General features: G+C 67.1%; 11 protein-coding genes and 1 pseudogene. 5 read left to right on the forward strand and 7 right to left on the reverse strand.

Annotation, left to right across the window (positions count from 1 at the left end):
- The coding region (locus QN358_RS13890) for a sugar phosphate nucleotidyltransferase (protein ID WP_323512738.1) at positions 1–357 on the reverse strand (357 nt) is incomplete at its 3' end.
- A gap of 32 nt (positions 358–389) precedes the next feature.
- Here QN358_RS13890 and QN358_RS13895 point away from each other — a divergent pair.
- The 3 genes from QN358_RS13895 to mscL are packed head-to-tail and all read left to right on the forward strand — an operon-like array spanning position 390 to position 1,842.
- The gene (locus QN358_RS13895; RefSeq protein WP_136642533.1) at positions 390–968 is read left to right on the forward strand and encodes a 5-formyltetrahydrofolate cyclo-ligase; all 579 of its coding nucleotides are present in this window, start codon (positions 390–392) and stop codon (positions 966–968) included.
- Between the two features lie 23 nt (positions 969–991).
- Entirely contained in the window at positions 992–1,327 is a 336-nt protein-coding gene (locus QN358_RS13900) for an FmdB family zinc ribbon protein (RefSeq protein ID WP_136642532.1), read from the forward strand.
- Between the two features lie 26 nt (positions 1,328–1,353).
- Positions 1,354–1,842 (forward strand): large conductance mechanosensitive channel protein MscL, encoded by a 489-nt coding sequence (gene mscL, locus QN358_RS13905; RefSeq protein WP_136642531.1) that lies wholly within the window; start codon positions 1,354–1,356, stop codon positions 1,840–1,842.
- A 96-nt stretch (positions 1,843–1,938) separates the two neighbouring features.
- Here the strand turns inward: mscL and QN358_RS13910 are convergent, their stop codons facing one another.
- Both QN358_RS13910 and QN358_RS13915 read right to left on the reverse strand, forming a co-directional pair.
- Entirely contained in the window at positions 1,939–2,154 is a 216-nt protein-coding gene (locus QN358_RS13910) for a hypothetical protein (RefSeq protein ID WP_136642530.1), read from the reverse strand.
- Positions 2,155–2,203: 49 nt separating this feature from the next.
- Positions 2,204–5,953, reverse strand: a complete 3,750-nt coding sequence (locus QN358_RS13915; RefSeq protein ID WP_323512739.1) for an AAA family ATPase — start codon at positions 5,951–5,953, stop codon at positions 2,204–2,206.
- 162 nt (positions 5,954–6,115) lie between these two features.
- On the opposite strand from QN358_RS13915, the gene QN358_RS13920 reads away from it, so the two are divergent.
- Positions 6,116–7,120, forward strand: coding sequence for an NUDIX hydrolase (locus QN358_RS13920; protein ID WP_323512741.1), 1,005 nt, complete (start codon positions 6,116–6,118; stop codon positions 7,118–7,120).
- A 15-nt stretch (positions 7,121–7,135) separates the two neighbouring features.
- Here QN358_RS13920 and QN358_RS13925 read toward each other — a convergent pair whose 3' ends face one another.
- The 3 genes from QN358_RS13925 to QN358_RS13935 are packed head-to-tail and all read right to left on the reverse strand — an operon-like array spanning position 7,136 to position 9,670.
- On the reverse strand, positions 7,136–8,119 hold the full coding sequence (locus QN358_RS13925) for a sucrase ferredoxin (RefSeq protein WP_323512742.1): 984 nt from the start codon (positions 8,117–8,119) through the stop codon (positions 7,136–7,138).
- Between the two features lie 37 nt (positions 8,120–8,156).
- On the reverse strand, positions 8,157–9,413 hold the full coding sequence (locus QN358_RS13930) for a cupin domain-containing protein (RefSeq protein WP_136642527.1): 1,257 nt from the start codon (positions 9,411–9,413) through the stop codon (positions 8,157–8,159).
- Positions 9,413–9,670, reverse strand: a complete 258-nt coding sequence (locus tag QN358_RS13935; protein WP_136642526.1) for a BatC protein — start codon at positions 9,668–9,670, stop codon at positions 9,413–9,415. Before QN358_RS13935 ends, QN358_RS13930 begins: the two co-directional genes overlap by 1 nt.
- A 270-nt stretch (positions 9,671–9,940) precedes the next feature.
- Here QN358_RS13935 and QN358_RS13940 point away from each other — a divergent pair.
- Positions 9,941–10,567, forward strand: a pseudogene (locus QN358_RS13940) (alpha/beta fold hydrolase); the annotation flags it as partial.
- On the opposite strand, the gene QN358_RS13945 reads toward QN358_RS13940, so the two are convergent.
- Complete coding sequence (locus QN358_RS13945; protein ID WP_323512743.1) at positions 10,557–12,794, reverse strand: hypothetical protein; 2,238 nt, start codon at positions 12,792–12,794, stop codon at positions 10,557–10,559. The pseudogene QN358_RS13940 and the gene QN358_RS13945 overlap by 11 nt on opposite strands.
- Between the last annotated feature and the right edge of the window lie 64 nt (positions 12,795–12,858).

The raw sequence follows: 12,858 nt of genomic DNA on the forward strand, positions 1-12,858 counted from the left end.
TTTCGCGCGGAGCACGGCGTGCCCGAGACCTTTCGGGTCACCCTGGCGCACGTAGTGCATCTCAGCCAGACCCGTAGCCTCGTTGACCATGCGCAGGCGGTCGTGGTCGCCCTTGTTCGCGAGGGTCGATTCCAGTTCGGTGACGCGGTCGAAGTGGTTCGCAAGAGCGTGCTTGTTGCGCCCCGTAACGACAAGAACATCGATGAGGCCAGCCGCGACGGCTTCTTCGACGACATATTGAATGGCCGGTTTGTCGACCACCGGCAGCATCTCTTTCGGCATCGCTTTCGTGGCAGGAAGAAAACGTGTTCCCAGGCCTGCGGCAGGAATCACAACTTTGGTGATGGAGGAGGTCATGCAGGCAACATTATCCAATCTAAAATCATTAGATGCAGCCAATCGTCAGCAACCTGAAGCGCGCGTTGCGCGCTGAGCTGCGCGAGCGCCGCCGCACGCGCACCTCTACCGAGCGCGCCGAGGCCACCGAGGCGTTCACCCAGAACCTCATCGCACTGACCCTTGAGAACAAAGCAACCTTTGTGGCCTGCTATCTGTCGGCCCCGAACGAACCCAACACGCGGCCCTACCTGAACTGGGCTTTCGAGAACGGCGTTCGCACGCTCTTCCCCATCACGCGCGAAGACGGCCTGCTCGACTGGGCGCACGGCGACGGCGAAAGCGAGGTCGAGGGGCTGTTCGGCACCCCCGAGCCGGTGGGCGAACTACTCGGCCCCATTGCCATCAACGATGTCGATCTCATCATCGTACCGGCCGCCGCCATCGACGTGACCGGCATGCGCATGGGCTGGGGGCGGGGCTACTTCGACAAGACGCTCGGCTCGATGAAGAAATGCCCGCCGGTGTACGCCGTCATCTACGACGACGAACTCATCGACGCTGTTCCGCGCGAGGTGCACGACCAGCCGGTGAACGGCATCGTCACGCCCACACGCATTCTTTCGTTCTAATCCCACCAGATCCTGGAGTACCTGTGCCCACCTATTCATACCGTTGCACCGAATGCGACAACGCTTTCGACATTCAGCAGTCGTTCACCGACGACACTCTCTCCGTCTGCCCGGTGTGCGGCGGAAAGCTTCGCAAGGTGTTCAGCCCCATCGGCGTGACCTTCAACGGCTCGGGTTTCTACCGCAACGATTCACGAGCAACATCGAGCTCTTCAGACGGCCCGAAGAAGTCGTCAGAGAAGTCGTCAGAGAAGTCATCCGGCCCCTCCAGCAAGCCCTCCGAGAGTAGCTCGAAGCCCGCCACGACGTCGACCAAACCCGCATCTGGCAGCTCAGGCTCGAGCAGTACGGCAGCATAGAACTTACAAACGTAAGGAGAAAACCAATGCTCAAGGGCTTCAAAGAGTTCATTCTGCGCGGCAACGTGATCGACCTGGCTGTCGCCGTCGTCATCGGCGCTGCCTTCACCGCCATCGTCACCGCCATCGTCTCTGGCGTGTTCAACCCGCTCATCTCAGCGCTGTTCCAGTCGGAGACCCTCAACGACGCGGCCGACCTTAAAGTCGGTGACAGCACCCTCAAATTCGGCCTCGTGATCGCCGCGATCATCCAGTTCCTGCTCGTGGCCCTCGTGGTGTACTTCGTGTTCGTCGTACCGATCAATCACCTCAAGAAGGTGCAGTTCTTCAAGGGCCAGCAGAGCCCCGTCACAGAAGAAGCGGCAGTCACTCCCCCGACCGACACCGAACTTCTGATCGAGATTCGTGACCTTCTTGCGGCCGCGCAACGCTCGAGCGGTAGCCACACCGTCGCATCCGGTGGCGAGGCGCCCACGAACTCGGCGAAAGACGCCCCGGCCGTCACCATCGAGTAGCAGTGCGACGCGGCTGAGCGCTGCCGGCTCGCATCGGAGGCCGTCATCGCTCAGCTCGGTGGTCGAATACTCGTGCTCACCGCTCGACACGCGGGCTCAGCCCCAGTGCGGCGGCTTGTCGGCTGTGAGGCGCTGGTCGTTCTCGTCTGAGCCATCGCCCCAGGCGCGGTCGGTGTCTTCGGCTGCGCGCGCCGGATGCCCGGGGCCGGCCCCTCGCCTCAGTGTCGCCTGCGGCTCAGCGTCTGACCCCGGTGCCGCCTCGGTGCGTACCCGGCGGTGCCCTGACCGCCGAACCGGCGAATCCGGCGTCACTGCACCAGGCTTCTGCGAATCGGGCACTGCTGGGTCAGACGCCGTGACGTCAGATCGAGCCAACGGGTACTCGACCGACGGCCGCCAGCTGACGCACGCCGATCACGGTGGCGATGCGTGTCGCTACGGCCTCCGGGTCGGTGAACAGCTCGAAGCTGTGCACGCGGAGGTAGTGCCAGCCGAGGCGTTTCAGCATGTCGGGGCGAAGCCGCAGTGACTCGCGAAGGCTCATCGAGTGAACAACGGCATCTGTCTCGACCACGATTGCGCGGCCCTCGTAGGATGCGACGAGCGTGAGCTTGCCGCGGTGCTCGAAAGCCACATCGAGTCCACGCGCGCCGAGGCGACGGGCCAGATCGATCAGAAGCGCGTCGCCGGGGCTCGAGAAGGTGTCGGGCGTTGGGCCGTTCTCGGCTTCGGTGAGAATCTGGCGGAGCGCCACCACTCCGAAGTTCATGCGCTCTTCATCGATGTCAGACGGCTTGAAGCAGCTCACGATGTCCATCGATCGTCTCGCCCGCGTCATTCCCACGGCGAGCAGGCGTTCGCCGCCGGGCTTGGCGAGGGCCCCGAAGTTGGTGAGCACACGGCCGTGCGGCGTGCGGCCGTAGCCGACCGAGAAAATCACCCGGTCGCGGCTCTGCGCCACCGACTGCTCGAGGGTCGCCACCATGAACGGCTCGGCACGGTCTTTCAGAATGAAGTCGCTGAGGTCGCTTCTCTTGGCGAATGCCGAGAGAACCGCCTGCTGCACCCGTACGGCATGCTTGGCGCTGGCCGTGATGACCATCAGCGATTCACGCGGGTACTTCTGGGCGTGGTCCATGACGAGCCACACCACGCGTTCGACTTCGGCGTCGACGCTCTCGACGGCACCCGTCTCGCTGTCGGGCATTCCGCCTGCGCCCTCGAGGTAGTGCAGGGCGAGGCTGCCGTGGCCGAGGAAGGTTCCGGCCCAGGGCAGCGAGTCGATCTTGCCGTTGTAGAAGCGGTGGTTCACGAGTTCGGCAAGGTCTTCGCCGCCGGCCCGATAGCTTCGGGTGAGCGAGAGCGTCGGAACGAGTTCGGCGAGCCTGGTCAGGGCAGAGTCGGCAGCCAGCTCTTCGACCGACCGAGCGTCGGCGGTGGTCTCGCGGGGCGCGGGAAGCACGACAGCGGGAACAGCGATCTCGAAGCGTGACGGGGTCTGCGTCACCGGGTCGCCGAAGGCGACAACCTGGCGGGCCCGGCGAATGGCTCCGGCGTTCTCGGCCAGAGTGGTGGCCCCCGCGTCGACGAGAATGACGGCGTCGAACACGATGTCGTCAGAGATCTCAGACACCTCGTAGGGTGACGCGAGCCAGACCGGCGCCAAGACGCGGCTGAGGTACGGTGCGGCCTCGTGCAGGGTGCGCGAGTCGACGGCGTCGGTTCGCAACATCGTCTTCAGAAGGCCGGCCTCATCGGCGTGGTCGACCAGACCAACGCTCCAAGTCTCGGCGAGCTGCCACGCCAGAATCTGGCCGCTGACCGACGCGTGCGCCTCGTCAACGAGACGGAAGTCTGCTTCAAGGCGGTCGAGGATGCCCGTGTTGGCGCCGAGCAGAGCACGATCGTTTGCGAGCATCAGTTCGAGCACCGACTGCCACCAGGCCAGCTCGAGTTCGTCTGCCACAGCGCTCTCGGGCACGTGGCGCTGCGAGAGATCGGTCAGCAGTGGGTCGAGCGAGAGTTCACGCAGCGTGTCGAGCAGAGCGGTGCGCTCTTGCAGGTTGGCCAGAACCTCCGAGTCGGCAGCGAGCCCGTCGAGCAACGGAATGAGGTCGGTGATGGGCAGCTCACTGAGTTGGCGTGCTGTGCCCGCGGTTCCCAGCGGCACATCGAGCTGCGCGAGGTCTTCGCTCACGCGCTGAAAAGCCACCTGAACGTCGGCGAGCCCGATCGGCACCTCCGGCGAGATGCCGGCCGCGGCGAATCGGTGCCAGAGCGTGCGTTGCTGCTGGATGCGCCGGAGCGACGCGTTGATGTCGCCGATGTGCACACCGGGCCGCACGTACTCCTTCGCGAGACTGCGCAGGCGCCGCCGACTCGTGCCGGTCATCTGGGCAGAGTCGCGGCGGGGGCCGGTCGCGGCGATGATGTCGGTCAGCGAGCGGTCGAAGACCACGGGGAGAAACTTGTCGAGCGTCTCGCGGAGGTCAAGCAGCAGCCGCAGGTACGACCCCAACTCAGAGACCGTGGTGAACTGGCGCATGTGCGTCTGGCCGACAAGCTCATAGGCCCGGGTCAGCAGGTTGGGCAAGTCGGTGCGGTGGATGCGTTTCGCGGTGGCGTGCGCCTTCGCGGCATCGTCGGCCGTATCGAAGCTGGCGCCGTACCACGGAGAGTCGTCGGGCCCGTAGCGAAATTCGCCGAGGGCCGCGGCCTTGATCAGGGTCTTCGCAGCGCGGCTGCGGCCCGACGCGAGAGCCTCGAGCGAATTGCGGTCGAGGCGGGCCGTCGTCGCCGGCGGCTTCGGCAGCAGAGACAGGCGCGCAAGCTCCCGCAGGGAGTCGAGCACCGACACTTTGAGCAGCGGGTCGACGCGCTGAAGCGACTGGCGGTAGTCGATGAGCACGTGCCGAAGGCGCACCAACGCCTCGTCGACGTCAGCGACATGTGGCTGCATGGTCTTCTCGTTGCGGCCGATCGACTGGATGAGGTCTCGTCGCAGGCTTCGCGGCGAAACCGCGACGCCGGGCAGGCCCACGTCGTTGAACCGGCGGGCGATGCCCCGGAGGCTGAGGCGGCGCGGGCTGACGATGAGAACACGCTTGTTCTGGCCGATGAGTGCCCCCACCGCATTGACGATGGTCTGCGTGCCACCCGTGCCGGGCAGGGTCTTCACGACGAGGGAGTTGCCGCCCGCGATCTGCGCGATGACGTTCTCCTGCTCGGCGTCAGCGTCGAGCAGGAGGGTGTCGGTCGACGGCGGGCGAGAGTCTTGCGGCGTGGGGTCGACGGGGTGGTACGACTCCTGAACCCCGCGACGCGCCGTGAGGCTGCCGGCGAGCGAGTCGAGCACCGGATGATCGAGTTGCTGGGCATCCAGAACCATGCTGTCAGCCACACCGGCGAACGACGACACCACGAGGCGAGGCTGCACGCTGAACCAGGGCAGGTGGCTCGTCACGCCCCGCAGGTGGTCGATGACCGGCTGCGGCTTGAACACGCCGTTGGTGGCGGCGAGGGCCACGATGGCATCGGCGTCGAGCGTGATCTCGAACTGCTCTTTCAGCGCACGGGCCAGTTCGGGGTTGACGAACGGCAGACCGCGGAGCTTCAGTTCGAAGTCGCGACCGTAGCGGCGAATCGAGAGCGGGCGCAGCAGCACAGGGGCAGAGAATCGCTCGTCGTCGAGCTTCCATTCCGCGAATCCGATGGCGAGGTGAACGGAGTCGATGCCGCGAACCGAGCGCAGTTCGACACCTTTGTCGGTGATGGCGCCGGCGGCGATGCGGGCGCTGCGAAGAGCGAGTTCGTCGCGGATGAGACTCGAGAGCAGGGTGGCGTTGCCCGTGATGAACTGCGCCAGACCGCTGGGATGCGTGGTCGTGAGATCGACCCGCGACCGAGGCGAGTCGTCGAAGTGGATGAGCGGTGACACCCCGCCGAGCAGCGCGAGTTCGTCTCGCCACTGTTGCCTCGCCGGCTCGACCAGATCGTCGGTCGAGATGATCGACCCGGTCTTGGTACCCGAACCGTGCTCGACACCCGATCTCCCGGGCGCGGAGTCGCCGCGGCGACCCCAAACCGACGATGCTACGTCGGTCTCAGACACGTCAGGGTCTGAATCTCGTTTCTTATCGGCACGCCACACACCGACACCCTATGTGGGGTAAGCGATAAAACACGGTAAGCGGGCCCGAGTTTCGCCGTTTGTGCGTGTTGCGGCGGGCCCGATGGTCATTCAGCGGGTCGAGGGCGTGGCAAAATGGCGCTTATGTCAGAGCCGGCGATGCCGTCGCCACACTCCTTTGTTCCTCCCCGGCTGCACGCGCCCGCAAGCGGTGACGGCTGGGTCGAAGACGGGGCCGGCCAGAAGTTCTGGGGCAGGTTCGGAGCAGCTGGCCTGCTGGTGTTCGACCGCGAGCGAGGCGTGCTGCTGCAGCATCGGGCCAACTGGAGTCACTTCGGCGGCACGTGGGGGCTGCCCGGCGGTGCGAAGCACGAGAATGAGACGCCGGTTCAGGGCGCGATTCGCGAAGCGCACGAAGAGGCCGGCGTTGCGGTCGAGGCGCTGAAACTCAAATTCACGTTCACGCTCGACCTGGGGTTCTGGAGCTACACGACCGTCGTCGTCGAAACCACTGCACCCTTCGACGCCGCCGTAGCCGATGCCGAGAGCATCGAGATGCGCTGGGTGCCGATCGACGAGATCGAGGCGTTGCCACTGCACCCGGGATTCGGCGCGGCCTGGCCGATGCTGCGCGGGGAGCTCGAGCACGGCGACGTGATTGTCGTCGACGCGGCGAACGTCATCGGTTCGCGCCCCAACGGCTGGTGGAAAGACCGGCTCGGCGCGACGGAGAAGTTCGCGGCCGCCCTGAACACCCTCGGCGTCGCGGGCCTCACGGGTGAGGCGCTCGGCAGCGCGGTGGAGAACTCCCGGTGGTGGCCGGAGGTGGTGCTCGTGGTCGAGGGGCAGGCGAGTGCGGCGAAGCTGGTCGAGCACCCGGTGACGGTCGACTCGGCACTGCCCGACTCGGCACTGCCCGAACCGGGACCCGGCACCAACGAGATTGCCGAACGCCTGCGCATAGTGCGGTCGCCGCGCGACGGCGACCAGCAGATCGTCGACACCGTCGAAGCCCTCACTGCGAAGCCCACCCCTGCTCACGTCTGGGTGGTGACGGCCGACCGCGAACTCGCCGGCCGGGTTACGGCACTGGGTGCGCGCGTGCTCGGCCCGAGCTGGCTCTGGGCGCTCCTCGACAACGCCATCTGAGCGAGCCGCTGGCGGTCAGCCGACCCAAACCCCCGGCGGCATCACGGTGATCGACTCGAGGCAGAACTCTCGCACCCGGCCGAACCGTGTTGCGGCGCAGGTGCTGAGCAGGGGTTCTGAGAGCGTCTCTGCCACGACGACGCGCACGGCGACCCCGTCGTGGTCGAGCAGCACTGCCGTCTCCCCCGGTGCGAGAGAGCTTGCGCGGTCGGCGGCGCGGCCGCTGACGCGGGCTGCGAGTGGAGCGGCAGCGCCACCACCCAGCGGAGCAAACGCATCGAGCCGGTCGACGCCGAAGTGTTCACGGGCATAGTGCTGGGCCGCCTGCACCGGGTGCGAGAGCGAACTGCGCCCGCGAAAGAATCGCTCATCGACCCGCCCGGCCCGGTACGCATCCACAATGCCGACGGCTTCACTGTCATCTGCGCGGCCGAAGTAGAACCCCTCAGGAAAGATCACCATCGTGCCGGCGAACCGGTCGCCGCCGAGGTGCGAGCACTCCCACGTCTCGTCGGGGTGCGCCGCTACCAGCGCCTCCATCACGGGTCTGCCGCGCACCGCGCAGCACTGGTCATGCTTCGCGTGGGTGCAGACGCAGTACACCGGTTCGGGCGACCGGATGCCCGTCGACCCGTCGAGCGGCACTTCGAGCAGCTCGTACGGATCCGTCACCTCACCCCATCGCACCTCTTCGAACCCGGGCCGCGAATCGACGAACGCCCATCGCCACGACGGCTTCGCGATGCGCCCCGCGCGAAAGCGCCGGGCCCGCCTGATGGCGAGCGGTCGCATCCCTGCTGACTCGATTCGATGCACAAGAGCCTGGCCGAGTTCACGGCCGAGCGCCGAGGAGATGAAGGCGTTCGCGCCCCACGACCCGTCGATCTCCACCAGAAACCACTGGAGTCCGCGCGAGGCGGTGGCGGCCAGCGGGTCGTCGCGCTCCCGCGAGCGGTCACTGCACGGTGCCCACCCGGCTGCCGTGTCGGCGTTCGTCACAGACAGCGAGACATCAGAGACCCGAGGAGCACCCGCATCACGCCGGTACCACGATGCCCTCGCGCAGGAGCCGCCGCACGACAACGATCGCCGACGCGGGGTCGAGGCCCGGCAACTCGCCGACCGCCACGGCCTGCCCGGCGTGCAACATCTCTACCGCCGGCTGGGCCTCCTGCGGAAGCACGACAGAGCGACCGGCGAGCGCGATACGCACTGATTCGGGGCCAGTCGTGATGGCGGCCCGAAGTGAGCCGCGCCAGCGCACGGTACTCGCTTCGTTCAGGGTTCCGATGAAATCCACCGTCGCGAGCGGCGAAACGGGTTCGGGGCGACTCGCCCCCGAGAGACGATGTGACAGGTCTGCCCCTACGGCGGATGCCTGGCGAACCGCAGCAGCACGGGCATCCGGAATCTGGAGCGCACCCTGCAGCCCCGCTAGAACCTCGGCGACGATCGGCAGCAATTGCTCGGTGTCGCCGAAGTCGACGCCGAGGGGCAGCGACTCGCGAAGCGCCGGGGTGTCAGCGATGACGGTGAGGAGCGAGTGAGCGATGTCGGCTTGCGTGTAGGCCGCCACGCCGATAGTGAGGTGCACCGAGGTGCCACCGAGGGCTTCGGCCGAGTGGATCCAGCCGCGGGGCAGGTAGAGCACGTCGCCCGGTCGCAGAACGGTGTCGATGACGGGTTCACCGGCGGCCTGGGCTGCCACCTGCTCGCGGTAGTCGCTCCAGGGCTGGTCGCGCAACGGATGCGGGTGCACGGGAGCGTGGATTCGCCAGTGCTTCTCACCGCTGATCTGCAACACGAACACGTCGTGAACGTCGTAGTGCGGGTCGAAGCCGCGCGACGAGGCAGGGGTTACGTAGGCGTTCACCTGCGCCGGATGCCCGAGGTCGTCAACGAGGCGACGGGTGAAGTCGATCAGCGGTGGCCAGGTGCGGTGCAGGCCCTGCAGCACGATGGTCGCGCCCGCAGCGAACTCGGCGAGCACTTTCTCGCTATTGACCTGGTCGGCCACCTCGGCGCCGAAACCGCCGGGTGCTGTGTAGGTCGAGGGGCTCAGCACAGAACCTTCAACGGCCATGCGCATGAAGGGAGTGCGGATGCCGCGCTCGCGCACGAGTTCGTCGACGGCCGCGCTGCTGAAGAGGTCGTCGAATGAGGCATTCGACACGGCGGCGGCCAAGAACGGTTGGCGAGACCAGTACGTCGCGCCGAAGACGCGGGCAGTGTCGGCGCCCACCAGACGAGAGAGCGCGGGCCGCTCGCCCGACCCGCGCTCGAATTCAGGCATTACGCAGAACCGTCAGCTCCGCCATCGTGGCCGTTGGGATTGGCGCCGCCGTCAGCGGGGCCCTCCCCCTCGTCGGCCGAACCGTCAGCGCCACCATCGTGGCCGTTCGGGTTCGCCCCGCCGTCGGCCGGCCCTTCGCCTGCGCTGGCAGAACCATCGGCTCCACCGTCGTGCCCGTTCGGGTTTGCGCCGCCATCCGCGGGACCCTCTCCGCCCGCTCCCTGTTCGGTGGTGATGTCGTCGTCGTTGATAGCCATAGTCATCCTCTCGATACCGAACGGCGGGTGGTGCCGTTTGACATGAGCGTACGCCTCGGCACCGACACGAAACAGTGGGTTGCGAAGAAGACTGAGGTGTATCATGAGGTTGCCTCAGTCACGACTGTGGGCGCGTCGATGCGTGCGAGAGAAGGTGCTTTTCATGGGGGAGGCAAGGTTCGCGTGGCCGGCCCGCTCGGCGCCGCTGCTGAACGTGTCGTCTGATGAGGGCGAGGGGCCGGTCGTGATCCTCATCCACGGCATCAACGGGTCATCACCATCGACCTGCTCGGTTTCGGCAAGTCGGTGGCGCCAGCCGATGCCCAGTTCACGCTCGAGGAGCACGTGGCAGCACTTCGGGCGACCATTCGGTCACTGCATCTGCGGGGGCGGTTCACGCTCGTCGGCCACAGTCTCGGGGCACTCATCACCTCGCGCTACGCGGCCATCTATCGCCGAGACGTCTGCCAGGTGGTGCTGGTGGCCCCGCCGGTGTACGCCGCCAGCGCGTACGTCACCGAGTTCGCCGACCGCACGGTCATCAAGAGCTACCTGCGGTTCTACAAATACCTGCGTACGAACCGCGAGACCACGCAGCGCAACATGGCGTTTCTGGCGCGTTTCTTTCCGAGCCCCGCCCTCGTCATCGAAGAGCGTTACTGGGCGGCATTCGCGCTGTCGATGGAGCACTGCATCGAAGGGCAGACCACCCTCGCCGATGTGGCTCAGATCTCTGTTCCGGTCGAGGTCGTGTACGGCTCCCGCGACCAGATCGTGCTGAGTGACAGCATCGAGCGGCTCGCGCGCCTGCAGAACGTCACGGTGCACGAGGTGGCGAAGGCCGACCACATCGTGCGGCCGGCCGTGGCTCGCGAGGTGGCGCGCGTCATCCGTTGACGCGGCCGAGTGCACCTTCTGCCGCGACGGGCAGCGCCTGCGACTCCGGGTCGGGCTCCATCCCGAGAGCCTCGGGGTGCCAGCGAAAGTAGGCCCAGGCCGCGAGGCTGAGGGCGGTGAACCCCGCGAGCACGAGCGCCCACGGAGAGAACACCGAGGGTAGCTGCACCCACGACGACGGCAACAGCACGATCACGAAGACACCGGAGGCCGCCGCGTATACAACCAGCCACAGCAGCTTCGACCACTCGAAGATGGCTTTGCCGTCGAGAAACGTCAGCGGAAGCAGTGCGATGACCAGGGCCGACAGACACTCGGCGGCGAGCCCGCCCAATACTTCGTTCAGCAGCTGAGCCCCAAAGGTGGCGGGTGCCGGAGTGGTGGCATTCAGCGCGCTGTAGACCAGCCAGCTGCCACCTCCCAGAGTCACCAGCAACGCGGCCACCACGATGGTGACCTTTGCCTCGGCCGCCCTGCCGAGCCGCTCGCCCACCTCGATGCCGAGAACCAGGCCGAAGAGCAGGCCGGGTTGCATGCCCATCCCCCTCGAGACCGCCACACTCAGTACGAGCAGGAGAAGAGCGAGCGGGCGCAGCGCCATGCGGGTGGTCGCGCCGTGCACTCGCGTTGCGTGCAGTTGGGTGACCGCCATGACCGAATAGTTGACCACCACCAGCACAACCGTCAATGCAACAGCCAACCGCACCGTTCTCACGTCGAACCCGGTTGTCGGGTCTGCGAACGTCGTGATGACTGCCGCCGAGATGAGCAGTGCCGCTTGCGCACGCCACCCGGTGAATCGGGCGCGCCAGCGGGACCCCTGCGTTGACGCCTGCCACCACCGGGCAGGCGCGAAACGCTCCGCGATGCGTTCATAGTTCTCCCGCACGGTCGACTGCAGCAGCTCCGCCGGTAGCGCCAGGAGCAGCACCAGAACGCCCGCAAGTGCCACAAGCCCTGCGATGAATGCCGGCTGGCCGAACGGCACTGACGAGACCGGCTGGAGCGAGGTTCCGAAGCGGGTGGGTTGACCCCAGCCCGGGTCGGCCCACCCGCCGCCAGCCCAGGCGACCAGCGCGGTTGCGGCACCGAGCACCGTGCCTGTGCCGGCGGCCGACGACGCGCCTGCCCCAGCCGGGGCCGAGGTGTTCGCTGAACCCACCGCCCCGGCCAATGCGTTCGCGCCGCCCACCGGCGCGCCCCCCGCGCGCGGCACCAGGGGGCTGGCGGTCACTGCGGGAGTCGGCGGCACGGTGGGAGCCGGGGTGTCCACCGGGGCAGGCGCCGCAGCGGGCGACAGAGGGGTCACGGGCAGAACCGGGGCGAGCGGCAGGGCTGGCGTCTGCGGAACGACCGGGGTCACGGGGTCGATCGGCGTGACCGGAGCAACGGCGCCGTTGGGTGCGGTCGGGGTCACCGGGGTGACGGGGTCGACCGGAGACGCGGGAGCCACCGGCATGACAGGGTTCACGGGTACCACCGGCGTGACGGGGGTCACCGGGGTCACGGGTACCACCGGGGTCACCGGGGTCACCGGCACCACCGGCACGATCGGTGTCACGACCACCGCCGGCTCGTATTCGAGCGAGACATCGGGTGACGGCGCGGAGTCGTGCTCGGCGAAGAACGGGCGCTGGGTGGCGCTGAGACTGTGGGTTCCGGCGTCGGCGTCGGTGAGGGCGAGGGCGCAGCTGAACGCTCCCGACGGATCGGCCGTGGTGGTGCATCCGGAGCCGCTTGCCGGGGTGGGCGAGAGCGAGACGACCACCGGCGAACCCGGGAATGCCGTGCCGGACACCACCTGCGCGGCGTCGGTTGTGACCAGGCCGGCGGCTTCTGCCGGCGACAGCACAGGAGGGTTCAGAAACCCGACCGCGAAAGTCATGGAGTCACCGAGGCCGCTGGAGATGGTCGCGTCACCGGAGAAGTCGGGAGCGGAGGTGATGGTGCACTGCCACGACCCGTCGCCAAGCGACCCCGTGGTGCAGAGGGTGCCGCCCGGCAGAGTCACCGTCACCGCAACGCCGGGCTCGGCCTGGCCCGCGATCAGCACGTCGAAGGCCGTGTCAGAGGAGGAGTAGAACACCGTACCCGCGTCGGCAGGAGTCGTGACGCTGAGCACGCCGGCGGCGTGCGAGGCCCCGGCCGAAGCGAGGCCGAACGCGGAGAACACCAGCACAGCGATTGTCGCGGCACCCAGCTTTGTGACCCGCCAGCGCGTGTTCATGGGTCATATTCTACGGCATTCGAGGTTCGAATTCGACAAAATCTCACCTGATTTCGGCCCACCT

Origin of the sequence: Subtercola sp. RTI3, assembly GCF_035018625.1 — a bacterium.
Lineage (GTDB): Bacteria > Actinomycetota > Actinomycetes > Actinomycetales > Microbacteriaceae > Subtercola > Subtercola vilae.